General features: G+C 46.6%; 13 protein-coding genes. 4 read left to right on the forward strand and 9 right to left on the reverse strand.

Translation table 11 applies throughout. The annotated features are described in order from the left end of the window. Positions 1-17: 17 nt before the first annotated feature. The 5 genes from FS818_RS13735 to FS818_RS13755 form a co-directional block, all read right to left on the reverse strand. Positions 18-1355, reverse strand: coding sequence for a glycoside hydrolase family 43 protein (locus FS818_RS13735; protein WP_145332521.1), 1338 nt, complete (start codon positions 1353-1355; stop codon positions 18-20). A 539-nt stretch (positions 1356-1894) separates the two neighbouring features. After that, entirely contained in the window at positions 1895-4867 is a 2973-nt protein-coding gene (locus FS818_RS13740) for a beta-galactosidase (protein WP_145332523.1), read from the reverse strand. A 290-nt stretch (positions 4868-5157) separates the two neighbouring features. After that, entirely contained in the window at positions 5158-6654 is a 1497-nt protein-coding gene (locus FS818_RS13745) for a glycoside hydrolase family 30 protein (protein WP_145332525.1), read from the reverse strand. Between the two features lie 230 nt (positions 6655-6884). Then, the gene (locus FS818_RS13750; RefSeq protein ID WP_145332527.1) at positions 6885-7913 is read right to left on the reverse strand and encodes a LacI family DNA-binding transcriptional regulator; all 1029 of its coding nucleotides are present in this window, start codon (positions 7911-7913) and stop codon (positions 6885-6887) included. A gap of 90 nt (positions 7914-8003) precedes the next feature. Continuing rightward, positions 8004-8876, reverse strand: coding sequence for a metallophosphoesterase family protein (locus FS818_RS13755; RefSeq protein ID WP_145332529.1), 873 nt, complete (start codon positions 8874-8876; stop codon positions 8004-8006). Positions 8877-8986: 110 nt separating this feature from the next. On the opposite strand from FS818_RS13755, the gene FS818_RS13760 reads away from it, so the two are divergent. The 3 genes from FS818_RS13760 (at position 8987) to FS818_RS13770 (ending at position 10894) form a co-directional block, all read left to right on the forward strand. Next, on the forward strand, positions 8987-9349 hold the full coding sequence (locus FS818_RS13760) for an iron-sulfur cluster biosynthesis family protein (RefSeq protein ID WP_145332531.1): 363 nt from the start codon (positions 8987-8989) through the stop codon (positions 9347-9349). Between the two features lie 136 nt (positions 9350-9485). Further along, on the forward strand, positions 9486-9827 hold the full coding sequence (locus tag FS818_RS13765; protein ID WP_145332532.1) for a zinc ribbon domain-containing protein: 342 nt from the start codon (positions 9486-9488) through the stop codon (positions 9825-9827). 512 nt (positions 9828-10339) lie between these two features. Continuing rightward, positions 10340-10894 carry a hypothetical protein gene (locus tag FS818_RS13770; RefSeq protein ID WP_145332534.1) on the forward strand — a complete coding sequence of 185 codons (555 nt, stop codon included), beginning with the start codon at positions 10340-10342 and terminating at the stop codon, positions 10892-10894. 93 nt (positions 10895-10987) lie between these two features. Here the strand turns inward: FS818_RS13770 and FS818_RS13775 are convergent, their stop codons facing one another. The 3 genes from FS818_RS13775 to FS818_RS13785 form a co-directional block, all read right to left on the reverse strand. After that, positions 10988-13051, reverse strand: a complete 2064-nt coding sequence (locus FS818_RS13775; RefSeq protein WP_186375478.1) for a methyl-accepting chemotaxis protein — start codon at positions 13049-13051, stop codon at positions 10988-10990. Positions 13052-13289: 238 nt separating this feature from the next. Beyond that, positions 13290-14165, reverse strand: coding sequence for an amidohydrolase family protein (locus FS818_RS13780; protein WP_145332538.1), 876 nt, complete (start codon positions 14163-14165; stop codon positions 13290-13292). Continuing rightward, positions 14152-17385, reverse strand: coding sequence for a GNAT family N-acetyltransferase (locus tag FS818_RS13785; RefSeq protein WP_145332540.1), 3234 nt, complete (start codon positions 17383-17385; stop codon positions 14152-14154). Before FS818_RS13785 ends, FS818_RS13780 begins: the two co-directional genes overlap by 14 nt. 387 nt (positions 17386-17772) lie before the next feature. On the opposite strand from FS818_RS13785, the gene FS818_RS13790 reads away from it, so the two are divergent. Then, on the forward strand, positions 17773-18366 hold the full coding sequence (locus FS818_RS13790; RefSeq protein WP_145332542.1) for a DedA family protein: 594 nt from the start codon (positions 17773-17775) through the stop codon (positions 18364-18366). 129 nt (positions 18367-18495) lie between these two features. On the opposite strand, the gene FS818_RS13795 is transcribed toward FS818_RS13790, so the two are convergent. Beyond that, positions 18496-22284 carry a DUF4073 domain-containing protein gene (locus FS818_RS13795; RefSeq protein ID WP_145332543.1) on the reverse strand — a complete coding sequence of 1263 codons (3789 nt, stop codon included), beginning with the start codon at positions 22282-22284 and terminating at the stop codon, positions 18496-18498. Between the last annotated feature and the right edge of the window lie 92 nt (positions 22285-22376).

Below are 22376 nucleotides of genomic sequence, written 5' to 3' on the forward strand. Positions count from 1 at the left end.
TTGACACTTGCCAAGAGCTATGGAGTGATCTCGCGGAAAGTAGCGTCGGATTTATCCAGAGCCGTAACCACGGGTTGCAATCGTAACAATTGATCGTAATGTCTCAGATACAGATTCGGATTGTTAAATAAGGTATACGAAGTCCAGCTTGCATTCGCCAGTCCGTTGACCCGTTTGAACGTCGCATCATTGCGGAACGCAACACTGCCGTCATTTTTAACCAGTACGACATTGCCATTATTATTGCGCAGGAAATAACCAGGATAATTCATCGCTTCAAACGAGATGCCCGTCGCATTCGCCAGACCAGGAACGATGCGAAACTGAGCATCCTCTGCTGGACTCACGCTGGCATCAATCCGAGCTTGATAGTTATAATGGCGAATGAAACTGCCCGGTACGTTAAACGATTCCAGCTTGCGAATATCACCCGGCTGACCGGACTCTTTCAGCACGGTCATATGGCGAACCATTCCGGACAGGCCCGTGATCTCTTGTTTGGCACTCCAGCTCTGAAAGTTGTCCGCCGAATCGCTGTAATAATATTTGTGATCTGCATACCCATCAAAATAGATTCGCCAGGAACCGTTATCCAGTTGGATCAATGCCGGCCCTTCTACCCAGGAACCCCAGCCGGCCCAATTCCCTGTGCCTTTAAATGTATATGGCCCTTTCAGCGAGTTGGATGTGGCATATTCAATGTATTTAGTCGTTTCGTTCTTCGTGAACGCGTGATAGGTCGAGCCTGTCTTTACTACAAAAGTGTCAATATAGTTGGGAGCAAGTCCTGATAGCACCGCAGGTGCAGACCACGTTGTGGATGCCAGATTGCTTCCGGATGCGGTGATGACATGCGGCTTGAAGTTCTCATAGTTTCCAGGTGAGAGAGAGACAATGATGTTCACACTGCCATTCGTGTCTTTGAACCATTCCGGTGCCCAGGTATGAGCAATCGGGGTTGAAGCAGACAACGTAATATTGCGGACAAACGTCCAATTCATCTTGTCCGGGCTGGACGCGATGCCAATCGTATTGCCTGACCAGTTGGTGGTGTAGACCACATAGTACAAACCATCTGTGTGTTTCATGATGCTGGGATCGCGAATCAAGTCCGCCGCGGGTGGGGTATACGCTGGACCTTTCAGCAAACCGTAGTGTTTCGCGTTATATGACTCATAGATATACATGTTGGACTCGCTTGTGTTCGTAAAGGCCGTCATCGTATACACGCTGGTTGTTGCTTTCACCGTATTCGGGAATGTGATCGTGAATATCATTAACAATCCTAAGGTGAGTAGGAGTACAACTCTATGTCTGCGCCATCGCTGTGTCCTGCCTTTCCTTTTGCTTAACATGAACCCAACTCCTTTTCCTACATAAGATCATATCGGACTGCCTTCTGACTGAACGAAGCGTGTGCTTAAACGTACTTCCTTTTGCCAAGAAGCCCTTACGGTATCTGCTCCCGTCCCATTTACATGAAACATCACCCCCTTTACGGATATATTCGCCTTATGTATACGCTTACAAAAATGTATATTTCTCTCCCTCTTTGACCATAGAGATTAAGCCTTGCTACTTTTCTTTCTTTAAAAATATGCATAAATCCCCTCATTCTCATATAGAACCAGTTTGAATCAAGAGTCGCTATCTATACCAAACTCTCCTATGATTCAGGTATATATAAGAATGAGAGGCAATTTCCTACAGTCTAAGGCTGTTGCTAACACCTATGGCTATCGTTATCTAATATTATTTATACTTGCTCTATTGCATACATCTTAGATGCATGGCTGGCTCTGAATAGATTTCTAATTTTAAATTCTATTCTTACTTCTATTCCCACTTCTATATTTTCCTTTTATTTCTACATGTTATTTTTAGTTGCTATTTACTATTTCCCCGCCATGACCCACGGATATCGTGACATCTCATCCAGCAACAATCGTACCCGTTCGGGTGTTCTGCCTTCTTCATCAAAAATGAGTAGTTCATTCTCTTCCTTCAGCCAGGCAACCGGAATTTTATAATCCTCCTGTGGTCCAATCTGCCAGTATCGACCCAGATGATGACCATTCACATGGATCGTTCCCTTGCTCATGCCCGTCATGCGAAGCATCAGGTTGACCTTGTGATGTTCGGCTGTGACAGGTTTGGCAAAACGCCAACGATACCATACCGGCTGACCGTATGAAGCGCCCGGTGAAGTCACTGCTGGCGTATCCCCGGAGAGACCATATGACTCCCAAGACGTTGGAAGCAGCGCATCCGTACCAGCCATTCGCCAATCCTGAAGTTCCCCCTCATGCCGATAAGTAATCAGCTCAAGTCGATTGAGTGGTGACCGACTATATGGCATCTCAAGCGTATTTACAACTCCAGGCTTCACGTAGCCGGATAGATCCAGCGTCTGGAAAGCAAACCAGTCCTGATAAGCAGGCATCGGAATTTCAATGCCGTTAATACGCAAACCTTTGCTCGGAGCACCCACAAGTATAGCCCGATCCATACCATCCAGCGTAAAACTTCGACGAAGCACGGTTCCTCCCGGAATGGAGTTCACTTCATCCAAATGAATAATTCCAGTTTCTTTTTCTGTATTTGTCTCTGACTCCATCTGCCAATCGCGGCGAATATCCTGCACTTGCCCACCAAGGTATACCTCTCCCGCTATACCTTTGCGTTCCCCAAGATAAGGAGAAAAGTTCAGTCGGCCCATATGCTGTACAAACATTTGCAACGTATTCTGCCCCTGAGTTACCTGAATGGGGACAGCCGCCGCTCCAACCTGGCGCACTAGCGCTTGCTCTACACCGTTTACGATAATTCTCGCGGTATCCTGTATTTTGGGTAGCACGAGATTCATCATTCCATCCACCTTACTATCAAAATCGCATTCATACAACAGATAGCCAAAGTCCTGACCGTACTCGGAAAAATCGATAGGATGCCCGCTCGCAGAGCGTTGCTTTGCCGTTAATGTAACACGGGAGAACTCAGGAGATTTGCACAACACCGGAGCCAGTGGCGCTGCAGGAATCATCCAAGCAGGTTGATCTTCAACTGCAATGGATGCCGATTCAGGCTGTACCTCCATTTTTTGAGTAAAAAACTCACGCCCTGTCCGTGTCTGTTCGCCATCTTGCCAGTCACCCAGCAACATCATTGTACGCTCGGGATCAGAGATCATGCCTTTCACTTGCCCGGACGCCGTGACATCCACATCGTCAAAACCGATAGCATAACGCAAGCTTTGGTGATCGGGAGCTTCCAATCGCCATGTGCGATTCATCGTGTCACGATCCAGAATGATGAATCGCATGGCGGTGCCATTAGCTTCGAAACGCACCATACCTGGCTCTTGAAAATGAAACAGGTCAAAACGATATGCATTTCTCCCCGCATCCTGTTCAATCAGCACTTGCACCGTGCTTTCTTTCAAGATCAATCCTCCTGCCGTCGCGTCCTGTTTTTCATCCAGTTCCAACTCAACCACCGAGCGTTGTCCACGGTCTGCTGTAATGAACAACGTCAGTTCTCCATTAATCATCTCATTACCGGTTATTAGCGCTCCTGCGGTAAGGTACACCTGTTCAGCAATTTGCACGCGATCCAGCAAAGGAACAATCTGTCCCGGATGAATCGATATCGGCAATGTACGGCCTTCCTCAAGCGTAATGTTCACCGTCTCACGCTCATCCTTGTGACTCTCCACGAACCAGATTTTTTCTTGCCCCGTCTGTCTCCCGCGTACGGATATGCCACCGGGATGGCGAACCTGAATCTGTTGAGTAGCAATTTCCTCAGATTCCATCAGCAGTGATCCAAAAGCACGCACAAAATAAGATAGGTTTTTCGTCACTGCATATTTCGGTGTCACGCGTCCATACTCACTTAGCGGAGCATCGTAATCATACGATGTGATCATGAAAATATCACTGTCACCCAGCGTTCTTCCACCATATCCGCCGAAATTGGTTCCCCCATAGAACATGTAATAACTGATCCCCGTATATCCGGCTCGCAAAATTTCCATGATTCTTCGGTCTAGTAGAGATGCCGTCTTCTGGATTGCTGAAGGCCCTCCCCAATGTTCAAACCAGCCGGTCCAGAATTCAGTAACGATCTTCGGTGTATCAGGCTGTTTCGAACGCAAGCTCGCATAATGTCCATCTGCGCCAGACCAGAAGTTCGCCCCCTCGATGGTACCTTCTGCTCCACCGACGCAAGTAATCAGCGGGACGTCTATCCCTCGTTCCAGTATCCCGTCCCTAAGTGTGGTCATATGTGCGCTTGCCGCCTCATCATCCATCAGATAACCGTACTCATTTTCAACCTGGACGAGGATAACCGTACCTCCGGCAGACAATTGACGCTTACGAATAACAGGGATGATCTGATCAAAGTAGAGCTGCACATAATGAAGGTACGTTTCATTATTTTCACGGAATTTTACATTCTCTTTCGTTCCCAACCAGTACGGAAATCCACCGAAATCCCATTCCGCACAGATAAACGGACCCGGTCGTGCAATAACCCACATACCTAGCTCTGCACACAGATCAAGAAATGCACCGCAGTCGTTATCGCCTTCGAAGGACCATTGTCCCTCTTCCGGTTCGTGCACGTTCCATGCAAAATAGGTATCAATGCAGTTCATGCCTGCAAGCTTGGCCTTCATCAAGACATCACGCCATTCTTCCTTCGGCATACGGAAATAATGAATGGTGGCGCTGTTCAGGAAGAACCGTTCACCGTTAAGATAAAAGCTGCGCGCATCATACGTCAGCTCCGTTTGAATATCATTATTGTTGCCAAGCTTGTTATTCTGTTGTTCCTGAAACAAAAGGGATGTTGGTTCTGTCAACGCGATCCCCTCCTTCTCTTTTTATAGATAAAGAACGCTCTCAATTGAAGTACATATTTACACGGAACACTCCGATGCCAGAATAACTTGCAGATCGCTGTTATCCCCAGATTTTTTTGATTCCCTTATTCAAGGGAAAAATCCGGTGATAAATGCGAACGCTCCGCTTCCTCCAGTTATTTCTGCCCTCTCCGTTAATGTGTAAATCATTCATTCAAACCAGATCGTTCAAGTTCACACGTCGCACTCCGGTGCCAGAATAACTTGCAGATTGCTGTTATTCTGTGCCATTACTCTGCAGAGGGCAGAACACCTTCAAGCACGACAGTAGTGATGGAGTTATCTGCGGTTGGCACTTCAATGCCGTTGGCGTATACCGGGATATCCTCCAGCTTCTGCATATTGAGCTCCGGTGATGTCTGGTACACCTGGGCCGAGCCTGTTTTGGTAATATCCCAGCCGGTCAGGTCAAATGCTTTGTTTTCCGCAGACAGCTCATTCCGAACCACCAGCACAAGCCGCTGTGCCTTGGCATCATAAGCCGCAAGTGTTCTGCCTTCATCCGTCGGAATAATGACCGCACCTGGACGAATGTACTTCGTAAACTGAGCCATGCCGTAATATTGCTTGGTCATCTCGTATTGTTCATCTCCGTTAAAATTCGCGTGAATAAATCCCCAGTTGTTATTCGCTCCTTCGTCTTCAACAGCCTGCCAGTATACCCAGGCGGACGGTTGCATGATTTTGAGATCAAACATGATTCGGTCTGCCAGCTCCTGTACCGAGGTCATGTCCTCATGATTATGCGGCTCGCTGCCGCCGGTGCCATATTCGGACATCCACAGCTTTTTGCCGAGTTTATCAGCCAGAGCACGCAGTTCTCCCATTTTGCTACCGTTATATGAATGGGTATTGATCTGCTTCACCGCATCAATCGTATCCTGGTCATACAGGCTGAAATTAAATACGGTCTCATCGATGCTGTTGTCGTCCGCAGCACTGATTACCGTGCCATCCAGTCCTTTGCTTTGGAGCGAGGCAGCCGTTTTCTTAATAATCTCGGCCTGTTTCTCCGTACTAAAATGACTGCCCTCCTGCTGATTCCCCTTTTTCCACCAGTTAGCAGAAGGTTCATTCAGCGGATCAAGGGTGCGAAATGTAATGCCCCACGTATCCCGATAATGCTTCACCACTTCAGTCAAATAGTCGGCGAACGCATCATACTGATCTTCACGCAGGTTATTACCGCCATCCTCGGCACCAGTGACCGAGCCACTAATCGTCATCCAATACGGAGGTGAGTTGGAGAAGGCCTCTGTGATGTTGACTCCGCGTTGGATCGCACCCTGCATTACGGAACGCTGACCCGCATCCGCTTCCCAATCCCACTTGCCCGGCTCAGGCTGAAAACCTGGGACGTCACCGCCCGGACGAAGCGCATTCATCTCCGGGTTCTCTTCCCCGCCGATATTGTAACGAACGATGTTAAGCCCCAAACCTTTGGCAGGGTCAAATATCAGATCCATAACCTCATCCACCTTCGTCTGATCCTTCCAGCCGCCGAGATCATTCGCCCACCAAGCAAGCGACGTACCCCAGCCTTCAAAATGATCGTACGACTGCTCCAGCTTGAGATGCACCGGGTCTTCCTGAAATACAAGTGTCTTGGGAGATGAATTCATATAATGATTGATAGCCATTCCTCCTACCGCCACCAAGGCAAGCAAGGCTGTACCTGCGAACACCAAACCTCTTCTGCCCCTGAAACGCTGTGCATTATGTGCCATCATGATTTCCTTCTTTCATGATCCATTGATCTTCTAAGTTGAGGTTGGCCATTGTGTGAAATTGTTCGAGTTATTCGGGTCTTTTTTTGAAACCCATTTCATGAAATCGGTTTCATTAAGTCGAAAACTAAAACCCGTTCCACAGGATGAAAAGGGTCTCATTTACGCCCTCATTATATTTCACGCTTCAAAGAAATGTCAACGCTTTCTTTTTTTGAAAAGCCGGCCCACTAACGGGCGGCAGGTCCTGTACTTTGGCGGATGATCAGCCTAGGTTCCAATACATTCTGTTTCTTCGGTTTGCCTTGGTTTATCAGGTCATGCAACACATCTACGGCCTGTTTGCCCAATTGATACGTATTCTGGGATATCGTTGTCAGTTCAGGGATCACGGCGCTCGCTAGCGGTGTATCATCAAAACCGATGATCGAAATGTCTTTCGGGATCGACAAACCATGCTCAATCGTTGATTTAATCGCACCAATGGCATTATTGTCGTTCACACAGATCACTGCCGTTGGCGGATTGTCCTGCTCCAGAAGTTTGGACATTTCCCGCTTGCCGTCGTCAATGGAGAAACCGCCTAACAGCTGGCGTTCTTTCGGTATTTCAAGCCCATGTTCACGTAGTTTCTTCTGTACGGCTTTCACCTTGACCATCGTTGTAGATAACTCCTTCATTCCCCCGACAAAAGCAATCTCCCGATGCCCCAGCTCAAGTAGATGCTCTGCAGCCATAGCTGCCCCAGCTCCCTCGTCTGTGTATACCCGGTGAAGTCCACTCTTGGCAATGTTACCGTTGACCAGCACAATGGGCATATGTCTGCTCATATCCATCAATTCCTGTGCCATGTTATCCGGACAGACCTGCAAGTTGATGCGTCCGCCGAGAAAGATAATGCCATCCACCCGTTTCTCCCGCAAAATGGAGAGATATTCAGACTCCCGGTTAGAGTCCCCCGCCGTGTTACATAAGAAGAACGTATACCCGAGTCCACGTGCTTCATTCTCTGCCCCCCAGAACACTTCAGGGAAAAAAGGGTTGGTGATATCGGGCAAGATGATGGCAATGGTGCCCGTCTCTTTCTTGATCAGGCTGCGTGCCTGTGCGTTCGGTTGAAACTGATGTTTCTCGATAATCGACATGATCTTCTCTCGCGTGCTGGCACGAACCGGAGCCGTATCATTCAACACCCGGGAGACGGTCGATACAGATACATTCGCTTCTTTCGCAATATCATATATGGTGATCGATGTCATAGGGGGGAAACCTTCCTTTTTTCTCTATTTACCTGCTTATCATAACAGATAAGATATCACGAATGAAATGCATTTCATTCTACAAGATGCCTAGCATGTGAAAATAAACAGCCTGCTATCGGCATTCACCACTTGTGTGCCGTTGCTCAGTTGAACCAAGGGCATATCCCAATGGGTATGCCCGCTGAACACAAGCGTCTCCGGCCCGGCCTCCAGGGCCTGCCGGATGAGCGGTTCACCCCTAAGCCCAAGCTCGGCGATGCCCGGGCTTTGGTGCAAAAGCAAGCAATCCGGCTGCTGCTTCAGCAGCTTGCGCACGGATTGCAAGTACGGCTCTGCCGGCTGCCGGTTAGGCTTGTCCGGCCGGCCGATGATGCCGCCAAGGCCCGCGATGCGCAGCTGGCGCGCCTTGGCGGCATGGGGCGCAAGGCCACCCGGTGGGCGGCCAGCGCTGATGATCGCAGCTGGGCCATCCATGCAATGGATGCCCTCGCTGTGATGCAACCGATGAGCGTCTGCGTCATCGGTTATATCGTGGTTGCCGTGAACGCCGGCAACCCAGCCGAAGGCTTGCTTGAAGGCAAGCCAAACGGGAACCGGATTGCCGCTCGCTCCCCTTTTCCCGCGCAGGGCATACATATCTCCACATAACAGCACACCCGTCTTCTGCGGATCGAGCTCAGGCCACTCCACCTCCATCAGTAGGCGAATATAGGCAGGCAACATCTCACCCAAAAGCTTGTCCATAGACTCCGTGTCAGAGGCGGCACCGGACTCCTTCTCTATTACAGGTACAATTCCCTGCAAATCTGAAGCGACAATCAGTGCATCGATGCCGTCTGGCAAGCCATCTAATGTCCCATGATAGATCGGAAGCTGAGCCTGAATGACCTCACCGCCAGGAATCGCATTCCAATATGCATAATGTTCAATAGGATCTTCATTCAGTTGCCGTATTTCCAAAGTGCATCTCCCCTTTCCCTATATATTATTTTACATTCTAATCGGCAATTATGGTCCATATATTAAATTGTAAGCGAATTCATTGGGAAACAAAGGAGTGTGACGACGCCATGATCATTCAAGTGAGTCCGCAAGCAGAAGCACGACTTATGGAGCAACTGGGCGACCGGCCCGGCTTTTTCAAATTGTTTTATGATACCGATGGTTGCGGATGTGATGGAATTACGGTACTTCTGATCTTAAATGAACGAGACAGTGATGACGTGCCTATTGAGGCAGGTTCGCTTCCGTTTGTGATTAATAAAGAGCAACAGATTCACTTTGAATCCTGTTTACGTCTGCAATCCGAAAATAACTTCCCTTCCTTCCGGCTGAGCAGTGATTCGATGATTTACGGAAGCAACGTAAAGGTACATGATCTGCGGGATGTAGCTAATGTAACGTCTGAATCTACGGAATGGTCTTTAGGATAAATAATGAATTTCGCCAATTGCAAAAAGCCGATCCATAAAGGTTGGATTGGCTTTTAACTACCCAAAGTTTAGTAGAAAAATATACCTAGGTCTGATAGACTATTGTATGGTTCATTGCTAAGTTGGAGGAAAATATATGATTCATAATATCAGTGAAATGTTTGGCATGTTATTATTTGCAGGTCTCATTATATTGGAATTTGCACTTGGGTTACTATCCATCGTTGCCATGTTCGTTAATATCTACAGGCGGTTAATTGGTAGAAGAAATAGCAAAATGCAACCTTGTAGAACCTGTAAAAATTCAATTTCCAGTTCTGCTATAGTTTGTCCACATTGTGGAGAACATTACGGAAGAGCCAGTGGATTGTTTAATTCTATCATTGGTTGTTTTATCTTTGGTTTTTTTTCTATGGGGTTAGGATTTTATCTATTGTCTGAGTTTCTTGAGACATTTGAAACCTTTAGTTTTAAATAGTTTATGTTACATATTAGAGGTTGGGGAGAGAAATTAGTGGAACAGAAAATCGCAATTATACTTGGGACAACATTACAATCTGTTTTCATTCTAACAATGTTTTATGTGGCTATTCATTGCTTTGGTAGGATGTTCAGAAATATTTACCTTGCTATTAAAGGTACACAATCTAGTTTGGAACCTTGTCATTCATGTGGTCATAGAATATCTAAAGAAGCCGTTTTTTTGTCTTAATTGTGGACAACCCTTCGGACAGAATAATTCATTCCCTACATCTATAATAGGTAATTTTGTTTCAGGAATTATAGCACTGGTTTCAGGAATTGGAATGTTATTGTATTTGTTAGACTTATTAAAAAAATAAATATCTTAAATGAAGGAGTCGACTGGACTACAGTTGACGAATCAACCGAAGTAAATGGAATAAGGTATACTGTGATGGGTTCGGATGCATAGGAATGATGTTTAGCGACAGTGACGCGAACGAAAAATAATTAAAAAAGGAAGCTATTATGAGAAAAATATTTGCCCTACTCTGTTCCATTGCAATGCTTGGATTAATTTTTAATCCCACTTATATTGATGCTGCTACTGAAACTCCTAAGGCACTGTTAGAAAAGAAATTCCCGCGAGAGCAAGTAACGGTCAGTAAGTCACTAGACCTAAACGGAGATAACAAGAAAGAACATTTACTGATCACTGACTCAGGAAATTTTTATCTCATCAACTCTAAAGGTGTTATCGTACTTATAGATACAAATTACTATAGCGAAGAAGATCCTACTTTCCATATACTTAATATCTCATCCAAAGAGAAACATGTTGCGATCACATTAGACTATCCACCTTCAAATACTCAACTGTTTGTTTTTAAGTACCAGGATGGAACCCTTAAAAAGAAACTATCTATTATTGGTGATGTGAATATTAAAATATCTAAATCAGGTGAGATCATACAAGCATGGAAGAATTATTCCCCTGAGGGGGGATGGGATACTGCTGTGGCCTTTTATAAATGGAATAGTAAGAAAGATAAATATGTAGGTTCAGGTGAACTACCTCTATAAACAAAAAACTCTATCATTAACCACATGATAGAGTTTTTTGTTTACTATTATCTTTATTTTGCTAAACACTTGGATATCATTTAAATTCAATCCTTACGAACTCGTTTTAAAACGTGCCGATTCCTCAGCGAGCTGTTTGGTCAAAGCATCGATGGTCTGCACCAGCTCGGCCAAATGCTCGGTCATTCCAGACTGCTCCTCCATGGTGGCGGTAACTTCTTCAATGGATGCGGACACTTCCTCGCCAGAAGCAGACAAGTTCTGTGCCGCGCCAAGGACTTCGTCCTTATCCCGTTCAATGGACTCGATCTCGGAGGCGATCGCCTGCACCTGATTCATCATATTTTGCATATTTCGCGTCGCAAAATTAAAGGTTTCCTTGGTTTGCATCACACTGCTCTTGTGTTGCTCGGCAATGGCCTCAATGGCCTGTACACTCTGGTTATTCTGCTCTACATGTTCAATCGTCTGCATAACGATGCGATGAATATCTTCGGATTGTGCCGTTGTCTGTTCTGCAAGCTTGCGTATTTCGGAAGCCACCACGGCAAATCCACGGCCCTGCTCTCCTGCCCGTGCCGCTTCAATGGACGCATTCAGCGCAAGCAGTTTGGTTTGATTTGCAATCTCGGCAATGGTGCTTGTGATCTGTTGAATGCCGGATGAGCTCGTTGCAAGTTGAACCGTAATCTTTGAGATGTTATTTACCTCTGCTTCATTCCGATCATTAACGGCGATGAGAGCATCGATCACTTCATGATTATCCCGGAATGCATCGGTAATTTCATCCGCCTGAGCCATGACAGACTGGGACATCTCGTTGACATTTACAATTTTGCTACCCACGTTCATAAATTGATCAACGATCGCCTCTGTATCGTTAGCCTGCGACTCCATTGCACGGGATATTTCAAGTGCAGTGGCCGTGGTATCGGTAATCGATGCGGCTGTCTGCTGTGCAGACTTATCCAGTTCCGCAATACTTTTATTCAAAACACCAATGGAAGCGTTCATGCTGGCGATTAGCTGTCTGTTCCCTTCAGCCATCGTATTGAAGCTATCCGCCAGTTCGCTGAACTCCCCGCTGTATTTTTCCTTCGCCTGTACCGTCAAATCTCCCCCCGCAAGCTGTTTAAACAGTGCGGTAATGGATGTAACCGGTCTTGTCATCACCCGTGAGAGTAGAATACCCACAATGACAGAGAAGGCTATCGAACTGAACAGAACGATGTACATCTTATTTGCCATGCTTGTTAATGGCTGATTGACGTCGACGTAGGAATCCTCAACGATAATCGTCCAGTCCGATTGCGGAATTTTGGAATAAAACACTACTTTCTCGTCTGTGCTTACCTCGCCCTGTTGTAATTCATTACTTGGAGGCAAATCTACAAGAGACTTGTATTCCCCGGTTTCCAGCGGTTTCCCTGCCAGATTTGCATCTGCCGAGTGGTACATCACTTTACCCACCCGATCCAGAACGATTACTTTACCTTCATCGTTAATCTTGACGTTCTGTAATTGGTTCACAAAAAACGAAGTGGATATCGTGGCAATAAGCACTCCGTTTACTTGCTGATTCTCATCATACATCGGAGAGGCAAAAACGGTGCCCAATGTACCCAACGTTTTGGAAATAATACCTTCACTGATGACCTGACGCCCTTGTATCGCTTCTTTAAAATAGCCCCGATCCGCGCGATCTCCGCCTACGGTCTTCGGGTCGTTCGCTGCGACTACCGTGCCATTCTTATCAATCAGCATAAGCACAACGGCGCCCTCAATGCCTTCCAAGCTTTGGGCTAAGATATCATTAGATTCATTGATTAGAGTTTGATTTTCCTCAAAAAAGGTATTTGCTTCCTGTCCTTCATTTGCACTCCGTATGGAAAGCAATTGTTCAAAGGCCTTATGTTTGGTCATGAGAAATGCCGCTTGCTTAGACAACTGCAGAGAGGTAAACAATCCTGCCCCAATTCGATCCGAATTGGCATGAATTTCATCCTTACTTTTATCCTGTGTAATACCTTCAGCTATCTTATAACACAGCACAGCCGTTACGGTCAGTACGATACACACGAGAAGACTGATCATTAATGGTAATTTGACCCGAAAAGACATATTTCTCAGTCGCTGTCCTGCTTTTGCAAAAAACATGAATACCTCCACCATCCATCCTGATTTTGTATGAACCCATATAATATTTGATAATTTAATATCGGTAGGGAGCCAATAATCTGACAGTGTATGGAGCATTTGCACAAAAAAAATTTTAATGATCTAAATTTATTACAAATTGGAATGAAGGGTAGCGAACTCAATGAACAGCGCTCTCTCTTATTGAAAAAGAAAATAAGCTCCTGCCAGCGATTGGCAAGAGCTTATTTGGGGGTTGCTATGACTTCGCAATACGCTGATCAATACGTGGAAACAGGCTAAATGCGTTTTCGTAAAACACCTTCTCATGATGCTGCTCCGGCACAAGCCTGCGGACAAATTCAGCATACAAATCGATGGGAGCCAGCGGCCAGTCGGTGCCAAACAGCATTTTCTCATAGTGATCCGAATAAACCAAAGCCCGGCGGAAGTGATCCATGAACAGTGGTTCGTTCATAAAGCGTTCGAAGTGAGGACGATCCCCCACCACAAGCCCCGATAAATCCGCGTACACGTTAGGATTCTTCGCCACCACCTCGGCCGCATCCATCACCCAGGGATCACCCAGATGGCAGATCATGAAGTTTACACCTCGTTGTTGCAAGGCAAGCTCGTCCACCGTTAGCGGATGGGAATATTTGAGCAGCCCGTTCATGGAGTAGGTGTCTCCCGTATGGATAACCACAGGCAGATTGTATTTTGCAGCCAGCTCATAGACCGGGGTATAGATTTTGTCATACACATAGTGGTGATAATATCCCGCATACAGCTTGATTCCAGCAACTTCGGGCGATTGTAATCTGGCTTCAATCCGGTCCAGCTCGTCTTGAGATTGTCGACCCACCAGTCTGTTTGGATTAATCCCAACACACTCCATTAGAAACGATGGAATCTGTTCTTCCAGATCCAGCCCCATCGGGTTAGGGGAACTGGAATCCGGAAAAGCTCCCTTCGTCTGCTCACTCACCCCCATACCGATGCCAAGAATGACTTCATTTCGGTCAAACTCCGCCTTGAGACCCGCCGCGCTGTAGTCTACTTTGGACAGGTCAATTGCGGTACGGTGAAAGCTGTCGATATCCGATAGATGGATGTGAATATCAATGATGGGCATCGGAGGCCTCCTCTTCGCTTGTTGATGTTACAAAGTTCAGTTTTAACAAATCATATATATCCATCGTATGAAGCGGGATCGGCCCCAGAACAAGATAAGTCGGCTCCGTCCAGACGGTTTCGCCATCTTGTATCGTAAGCTCGTGTGTTACGTTATGTCCTGTCACCAGATTGTTAGCAAACGCCCAGGCATTCTGGTTCGGATAACGATTCACCGCATGCAGCATGTTTTGACGTGAAAGCGAGCCTGTCCGAAAAATATCTTTTAAAGGCAAGCCAATGTCTACTTTACCGAGCGGAAAACGGTCTTGGCCCGGTTGCTCGACCCAACCTTCCGTATACACGTCCGAAGGTTTAAAGAACCTACCTTCTGTAAGAGCATAATTTGCTCGTGTCAGACCAGACTTGTTGGTCACAGCCAGCAAGGTACAGAGTACAGGAACGCCAGGCAACATCAGATAATGCTGATGAACAGTGATTCCCCGGTTCGCCTCATGTTTCTCAATGCGGGTAGTCACCTTCAAACCTTTCCACACATTCCCGAATTGATCCTTTTGCTCCGACCAGGATACACTCGTTTGCTCCAATTGACGGCTAAATCCGTTCATACCCGGAATATCGACAGCCATCCCGCCATACCACGGATTCCACCACGAACGGGCGGCAGGTTCAGGATATGAACTATCCAGCCATTCCTCGCCCTGAACTTGCAGAGAGTGCACAATCCCCCCGAATGCAGGATCAGCCGTAATCGATAACACGCCATTGTTTACGGTATATAACGTCCCTGCTCCTTCTGATCCCTCTTCAATTTTCTGCTGGACTTCGGACCTTGACTGTGGAAACCAGAGGGCTGTTCGCTCCTGAATGCGGTCTTCTCCACGATATACAGCCCGGACTTTCCAACCACCGCTGTGCTCTCGTTGGTCTGGGCGGTCTGGGAACTCAGAACGCTGTAGGTCACGGAGATTCGTTACTGTTCCGATGTCCTTGAGCGAAAACTCCAGCTTTGCTGAGTCCAGATGTTCTGCCGCATCAAACGCTAGCGTACCAGCCTTAACCTCCGATTCACCCCCCTGTTGTACGTAAAGCTCCAGCGTACCCGCAAGAGGAACAAGCTTACGCTCAACTAATGCAGTCTGAAGCACCTCCGGAGCAAATGGATTGCCATCATTCAACGTCACTTCCAGATGACTGTCCAGCATCGGAATAACCCCATTAGGTTGTTTACGGGCGAATGCGCGGAAATCCGTCCACTTGGCAAACGTGTTGAGTGCAAATACCGTTTCCTTCGTAGCTACGGAAGCTCCCGCTTCCAAACGTCCCAGCTCATGCTGTAATGCCAGCGTATATTCGGGCTTAATCAGCTTCAGTGAAGGGTCCCAATAGATGCCGCACGCACCATACTCTTCCTTGCAAAACAACCAGTTCTCCGTAATCTGCCCACTATCCCAGTGGTTTGGATCACCGGCATAATCATCCCCCATATCTACAAAACGACCCTGATAAGGCAGAATGAGCCGATTGCCGAAGAAACCGAAGTGATCCATCAGGAACAGCTCTTCTTCCCATGCCGTATCACGTGTATTCACAACCTCGTGAGAGAACGTAGCTATTCCGTTAGCGGACAGTTTGGCAACTGTCTTCAGCAGCAATCCCGGGAAATTTTCCAATTCATAGACCGCTTCCATAACCTGATGATTACCATCAGCCACAATCTGTACTTCTTTGGCTTCTTTCAGGGACAATTCCTCCGAATACGGTTTTCCCAGCTTCGGATAATTCCACCAGAAGGAGTGACGCGATCCGGGGTATTCGATCCACATGACGTTATCATGTTTGTTCATATGGAGGGAGTACGCGCCGTTCACCGCAATCCACTGGCCGTTCGCCTCACCGCCATACCTGCCTTCAATGCCCTTCATCAGTACAGACAGTTTTCTTGTAAAAATAATCTCCGATCCCCCCGCCGGAACAGCGGTAATCTCCACATTCTGTGCATATATGCCATATGAATGCAGGGTAAACGGAACGGACACGGATCTTTTGCCTTTTGCAGATACTCTGAAGCGCAAGGTACGCTCTGTCCAATCTAGAAATGCGTCTCCTGGCAGTTCCATAATAAATTCTGTTTCCGCGTCCACATTGTTTTCCACGTTCAGAATCAGCTCTGCCTGAATAGCCGGATACAATTCCTTCACGGGGAGAACTGGCGTAATCTTTGCCGGGAATTTAGGATGAACGCCAAGACGGAACTGAGCTTTCCTCCCGCCAATTAGCCAAGCACTACAGATGACGGGATGTGTTTTGTTCTTGTTCTGTTCTTCGCTCACCGGATCGAGGTAAAACTCTCCCTCTACCGTGATGGCTTCGCCTGGCTGCAACGTTTGCACGACGTCCATGGCAAAACGGATATTTTTGTCGTCCTGCCCTTTGATCTCGAACTCAAGATCGACATTGGATTTATTTTGGATATGATAACGCACGGGATAACTCGAACCAAACACCAGATCATGATGTTCTACTTCGGTATGGATGCTGTAGTCCGGCGTGTCCAGAGCGGCCAAGCCGCGGCCTGTTTTTTCAAAAGTTGCCCGCAGGGAGAGTTCCCCTTTTTGCCACGTATAATCCAAGAAATCGAAGCCACGCTCCTGCCGTCCATCCGGCTCGATTACCAGTTCACGGGTGCTGTCAGCGTACCAATCCAATGTTTCAAAGTAGGGTGCCAGCGCCTCGGTCTGCAATACGGTCGGGATAAAATTCATCAGATGTACGCTATCGTCTTTTTTCTCCCAAAAGAAACCGCATTTCTTGTACATCGGTACCGCCTTCGTATTGCCCGGCCATGTGAACAGATCCAGGCGCGGCCATCCGGCCTCGACCGTTTTCTCCACTGCCTTTAGGATCAGATTGCGACCAATCTTGTAACCGTGGTAGTCCGGGCGTACGTTAAGTAGTGGTACATACAGTGCATTCTCGTCAAAACGGTAATTGGCAAAGCTGCAAAAGCCAACGACCTCTTCCTCATGAACCGCCAGAAACACATGTAAATGAGATGAGTTCTCCATCTCCTGGCGAATGCTATCCTCTGTCCTCTGCCTTGTGCCGCCTCCCCAGCTCTCATTACTTCGATTCCACATGTCTGCCAAGCTGGCGGCATAAGAAACGTTGTATTCAACAATACGAATCTGGTCGATGATCGTTTGTGATTGTACGTTCATGTTCCATTCTCCTTCTCTATATGTATAGGATGGTCTTCGTGAACACTAACTGGCCTTCGTCTGATCGCTATTGAACTAATCGAGGCTGTATCTAGCAAATCTAGCGATAGTCTTATCATACTATATTTGGAAACATTTTCAGAGCGTCTTCGGCTCATAGATTCATATTGGCTCTAGAACGATTATACGTAAATAAGAAACCTTAGACCGTTATCGTTCGTATGTACCTAGGGGCTGTCTTGGGCTTATGTATAGGCTAACATATACGGTGGTGATAAGGATAAATTGCCTTGACTGTGAGTTTTGACAAGCGCTGTTCGCCCTTGGTACTCTGAAGAGAGCAATGTCTACTTATATCAAAAATAGATAGATTCGTGGAGGGAAAGCATGACGGAGTGGATTACGCAATTCATACTGTTTTTTAAGGATTTGTCATACGCAGGACTGGTTATTGCCTTGTCCTTTGAATTTGTCCCTGCCGAACTTGTTCTGCCCATGGCGGGATATTGGGTATATCTCGGGGATATGAAGCTGTGGTTAGCTATTCTGGCAGGAACCGTTGGCGGCACATTTGGCCCATTGACGTTATATGCACTCGGACGTTATGGCGGCAGACCGATGGTGGAGAAGTACGGCAAGTATTTCCTCATTCGTCCTCATCATGTGGAGGCATCCGATACGTTTTTCGAAAAATACGGCAGCGGGGTCGCTTTCTATGGACGCTTCGTACCCGGCATTCGAACCGTGATCTCCATCCCTTGCGGTATGGCGAAGATGAACGTATTCAAATTCAGTATTTTTACCTTCCTGGCCATGCTTCCGATCACATCAATTTACGTCTACCTCGGTTACAAACTAGGCGCTCAATGGGAAGAAGTCGGCGAAGTCGTGAAACCGTATGTCATTCCGGCAGGCATGATCTTCCTGATTGGTTTTGGACTGTACATGTTGCTGAAACGTTGGAAAAAAAGACCGGCTTAGACAAGTGAATGGTTGTTGAAGTAACGGAAGGGATAAAAATAAAGCCCCGCTGATTTTTAGAATCAGTGGGGCTTTATGAGTTTTAGATATTTTTGATCATAGAAGACTTACTTCCTTAGGATAGAACTATTAAAATGTAAATGTCTCAATGGCTCCCGCTTGAAAAGGAGGCTGAGCCGCTTCACGAACCCGAACGGAATCCCCCGTTTGGAACGAAACGGTCTGGTCAACGAGCAATGGGGTCCATTCCCCATCATTCTTCGAGTATTCCAGCGTCGGCAAAGATGTGGATATTGAATTGTTCAAACTCATCACATGAACTTTGGATGTGAATTTAAACTCTTTTGCTGGAGCAGCATCCAGATATCGACCACCTTTCTCACGAACAAGAACGGTGAGATCCCCTGGAAATTGTTGTGGGTTCTCTACATTGTAAGTAGTCCACGTCAGGCCAGCATCGACTGAATATTCCATTGCAGAGGACATATAATTTGCCTCAAACATATTGTCGGCATCATTGTGACCAACATACATTTTCACATTATCTCCAAAAGTAACCGTAATGGACTTACCTGCCGGAACTTGATTGTCCGGATCAGCTTTCACACGCACTCGCACGAATACTTCTCCTGGAAAAACCGGTGGATTGGCTTCATCATACGTAATCCAATTTTGTCCGTTATCAAGTGAAAATTCCATACTTGCATTGGCTCCGACCAATATATTTCGTTTATCATCTTCAGTGACCGTTGGTTGCTCAGGAGCAGAAGGCAGTGTATCTTTGATCGCAATAGAGATCGGCGCTGTATGAGTTCCATCTTGCAGCACAGCTTGAATCAGCAAATGTGTTGCTCCATCAGGAATAGACGTCCCTTGGGGCAGCGTAAAGCTGTTTCCGTCTGACTTATCCAATGTCTTGATTGTAGCCAGGCTTCCTCCCGTATTCCCCCACATCAGCTGATAGGAAACGACTGCAGTATCATCTGTGCCTGGTGTCCAATTAATTTCCCCTCCAATCGTTCCTGCAGCTTTATCCGTATCAACAAAAGAAAGAGATAAGGGCATAGAGGACGATTTGGTGTAGGCCAACTCGTAAGCATGACGAATTTGTTCAATGCTTATAAATTTGTTTTCCGGTAAGAGACTGCGCTCACTTAGGATCATTTTAGCAATTTCGGTTCGAGCTGCCTGATTCATGCTGCTGTATCGCGCTGCATCAATATGGAGTATATCCGCATACCTTATCAGATAAGATTCCGTGATGGCGTTCGTTCCGGCATAATTGAAGTTATGGATCACACTAGCTTCGGTATTGGACGGTGCAGGGTACTGCTGGTTAGTCGTCTCAATAATCTGTTTAACATCACTGAATGAGCTGTACTGGCCAGCTTTTTCTGCCAAAGCCTTCTGATAATGCTGTCCGTTAAATTCAATTAAACCCAGTTCCCTTTTCAATTCAGAAGGGTAGGCTCCAAGGATATGCAGGACATCTTCACCCTTGGTTGGATCGATTCGATTGCCCGTTTCGATGGATAATTGCTTCGTAATCAACGAGACAACATTTGGCCCCGAGTAACTGCCATGTCCCCCGAACGAACGGGAACCACTTCCATCTGAATCTTTAATAGTCAACGCATTTTTAACATAAGTCCAATCGAAAGAATAAGACGTCCCGTCTCCCAATGTTACCGGGTCAAAATTTACATTAAGAATAGGCATTTCCGGAATGGTTAGATCCCAATGGATCGATTTGATCTCAATAAATCCATATCCATAGTTCCGCAGGCGGCCATCCTTAAAGATCGCAGCCGGGTTAGTCGTGGTTGTTGCTGGAGGTGTGAGTACACCCGTAAACTGAATCCTAATCTGGCTCAGGTTCGATTTATCGTATGGAAGGACATCGCTGTCATTGGCACGATAATTCATAATCGAATGAATAAACATCGGCTGTGTTTCCTGACCCGTCTCTCCATTTTTGAAAATGGTATAGATATGATAGGTTTTGGATGGCTCAAGTCCTTCTACTTTGTACGTCACAGGTTGATTCGCTGTCACCGAAAACATGCCATGGGTTGAAGGCAAGTTATCAGGAAGTGATCCATTCTTCACTTGTTCCGCTGTAGGACGTACACGATCATCGGCACGAACAGCCATGTAATAAACTGTACCTGATTTATTTGTGGTCATCAGACCAACAGCTGCATTTTCTGTACGGTCCTGATAACTCTTGTACGTATACGGATACCATGATGTCGGATCTGGATTCGCAGGAGTTGATGGTGTACCCGGATTGGAAGGCGCCCCTCCTCCTGAATTCCCCGTACTGCCTCCACTAGTGGAAGAATTGCTTCCTCCAGAGCTTGGTTGTACAAATGTCGGATTGCTTACACCATTAATCGAAGCAATTTGGGTTTTCACCTTATCGTAGTTTGCAATGACTCTTTCCGGCGATACTCCCTCTGGCAGAACTAAACGTTGAATGGAAGCATTCGCTGGAATGGATACTTGGATTGCACGATCTGTAATCGTTACAGATCCAATAACCCCGGTACCCTGTAGGGTAATTGTTCCAGCACCTTGAATGGTCAACGAATCGATACGGCCCGTTCCAGAGATGCTTGTTGCCTCACGACCCGCGTTTACCTCCAGGTTACGGATGTGCGCATACAATGAAGCGTTTTGAACCCCTGCTCCTACGGTCACCGTTTCGTATGTGATGGATTCATCTCCCCACAACCCCGCAAGCTTGGAGTCAATATGAACCTCTGTAACGACCGTTTTATTCACGGATTCAACTCGAACATCTTCCTTACTAATATTCATTCCTTGAAGAGAGGATTGGTCGAATACAACCGTGTTGTCATCTCCACCCTTTACGTAAGTTGTACCTTTAACTTTAACTTTCTCCGCGTAAAAATCATTCTCAAGTTCTTTTGAAATTTCCAGATCACCGCTGATGTCGAGGTTCCTGATCGTTATGTAGTCTGCTGCAGCTCTTACGTTACCCGCTATAACCGCTTGTCCACCATCGAGTACGACGTTCCCTGAGAACTCACTTTTCCCCGTTTCTGCTGCCCGACCTGGCGTAACCAGTTTGAGCTCTAATACTTTGATGATCTGCCCATCTACCGTTGTAACTCTGATTCCTGCGTTAGCAAGTACTTCTGCATTTTTCGCCTCGAATAGCGGTTTTAATGCTTCGGCTACCCCGTATTGCTTATTTCCAATCGTAACTGTACCGTTTTCTACTTTCTGGATGGTTTGCAGTTTGCTGTTTGCCGCCGTGGAATCCATTCGGACTAGAATAGCGGCTAATTCTTGTCGGAGCACAGGCTGCTGAGGATGAAAGCTGCCGTTATTGCCTGTCATCAGACCGGACGAGACAACAGATGTTACCGATTTTTTAGCCCACGTTGATATTTGCTCATGATCTTTAATCTTCGATAGCTCTTCAACCTGAGCTTGCGTTGGATCTGCTTGGGTTGCTCTAGCCAATATGGAAGCTAATTCTTCCCGTGTAACGACAGCTTGAGGACGAAACATGCCGCTCGGATCTCCGTTCATCCATCCGGCTTTTTGCACGGCTTCAATCGCACTTGCACTCCATGAATCGGCAGTCACATCTGAAAACTTAGAAGTTGCTTGATCATTCAGTTCAAGACCCATAAGCTTGGCAAGTGAAACGGCTGCCTCTTGACGAGTAACCTGCTGTAGGGGATGAAAGTACCCTTTAGGGTCTCCACTCATGAATTTTTTTTCTTGAGCTTCAAGTATAACCGCCTTAGCCCAAGGCGAAGCCTGTTCAACATCTTTGAATGGAAGAGAGGATGCTGCCGAAGCGCTCGAATGCACGGCTGTGCTTAGCGTAAGCGCTATCGTTGCTATAGCTGTTACGCCCAGTTTTTTTGAAATATCCATAATGCCTCCTATTATCACTTAAGTCTTTTCTCCTGATTTTTGTATATTATTGAATCAAAAGACCCATCCATCATAATATGTAATTCGACATA

It is taken from the genome of Paenibacillus xylanexedens (assembly GCF_007680605.1).
Classification (GTDB): domain Bacteria; phylum Bacillota; class Bacilli; order Paenibacillales; family Paenibacillaceae; genus Paenibacillus; species Paenibacillus xylanexedens_B.

What these genes read in the sequence shown, in the direction of transcription:
- FS818_RS13735 (WP_145332521.1), bottom strand. Translation starts at nt 1,355, where the DNA reads ATGTTAAGCAAAAGGAAAGGCAGGACACAGCGATGGCGCAGACATAGA.
- FS818_RS13745 (WP_145332525.1), bottom strand. Translation starts at nt 6,654, where the DNA reads ATGGCACATAATGCACAGCGTTTCAGGGGCAGAAGAGGTTTGGTGTTC.
- FS818_RS13750 (WP_145332527.1), bottom strand. Translation starts at nt 7,913, where the DNA reads ATGACATCGATCACCATATATGATATTGCGAAAGAAGCGAATGTATCT.
- FS818_RS13760 (WP_145332531.1), top strand. Translation starts at nt 8,987, where the DNA reads ATGATCATTCAAGTGAGTCCGCAAGCAGAAGCACGACTTATGGAGCAA.
- FS818_RS13765 (WP_145332532.1), top strand. Translation starts at nt 9,486, where the DNA reads ATGATTCATAATATCAGTGAAATGTTTGGCATGTTATTATTTGCAGGT.
- FS818_RS13770 (WP_145332534.1), top strand. Translation starts at nt 10,340, where the DNA reads ATGAGAAAAATATTTGCCCTACTCTGTTCCATTGCAATGCTTGGATTA.
- FS818_RS13775 (WP_186375478.1), bottom strand. Translation starts at nt 13,051, where the DNA reads ATGTTTTTTGCAAAAGCAGGACAGCGACTGAGAAATATGTCTTTTCGG.
- FS818_RS13780 (WP_145332538.1), bottom strand. Translation starts at nt 14,165, where the DNA reads ATGCCCATCATTGATATTCACATCCATCTATCGGATATCGACAGCTTT.
- FS818_RS13785 (WP_145332540.1), bottom strand. Translation starts at nt 17,385, where the DNA reads ATGAACGTACAATCACAAACGATCATCGACCAGATTCGTATTGTTGAA.
- FS818_RS13790 (WP_145332542.1), top strand. Translation starts at nt 17,773, where the DNA reads ATGACGGAGTGGATTACGCAATTCATACTGTTTTTTAAGGATTTGTCA.
- FS818_RS13795 (WP_145332543.1), bottom strand. Translation starts at nt 22,284, where the DNA reads ATGGATATTTCAAAAAAACTGGGCGTAACAGCTATAGCAACGATAGCG.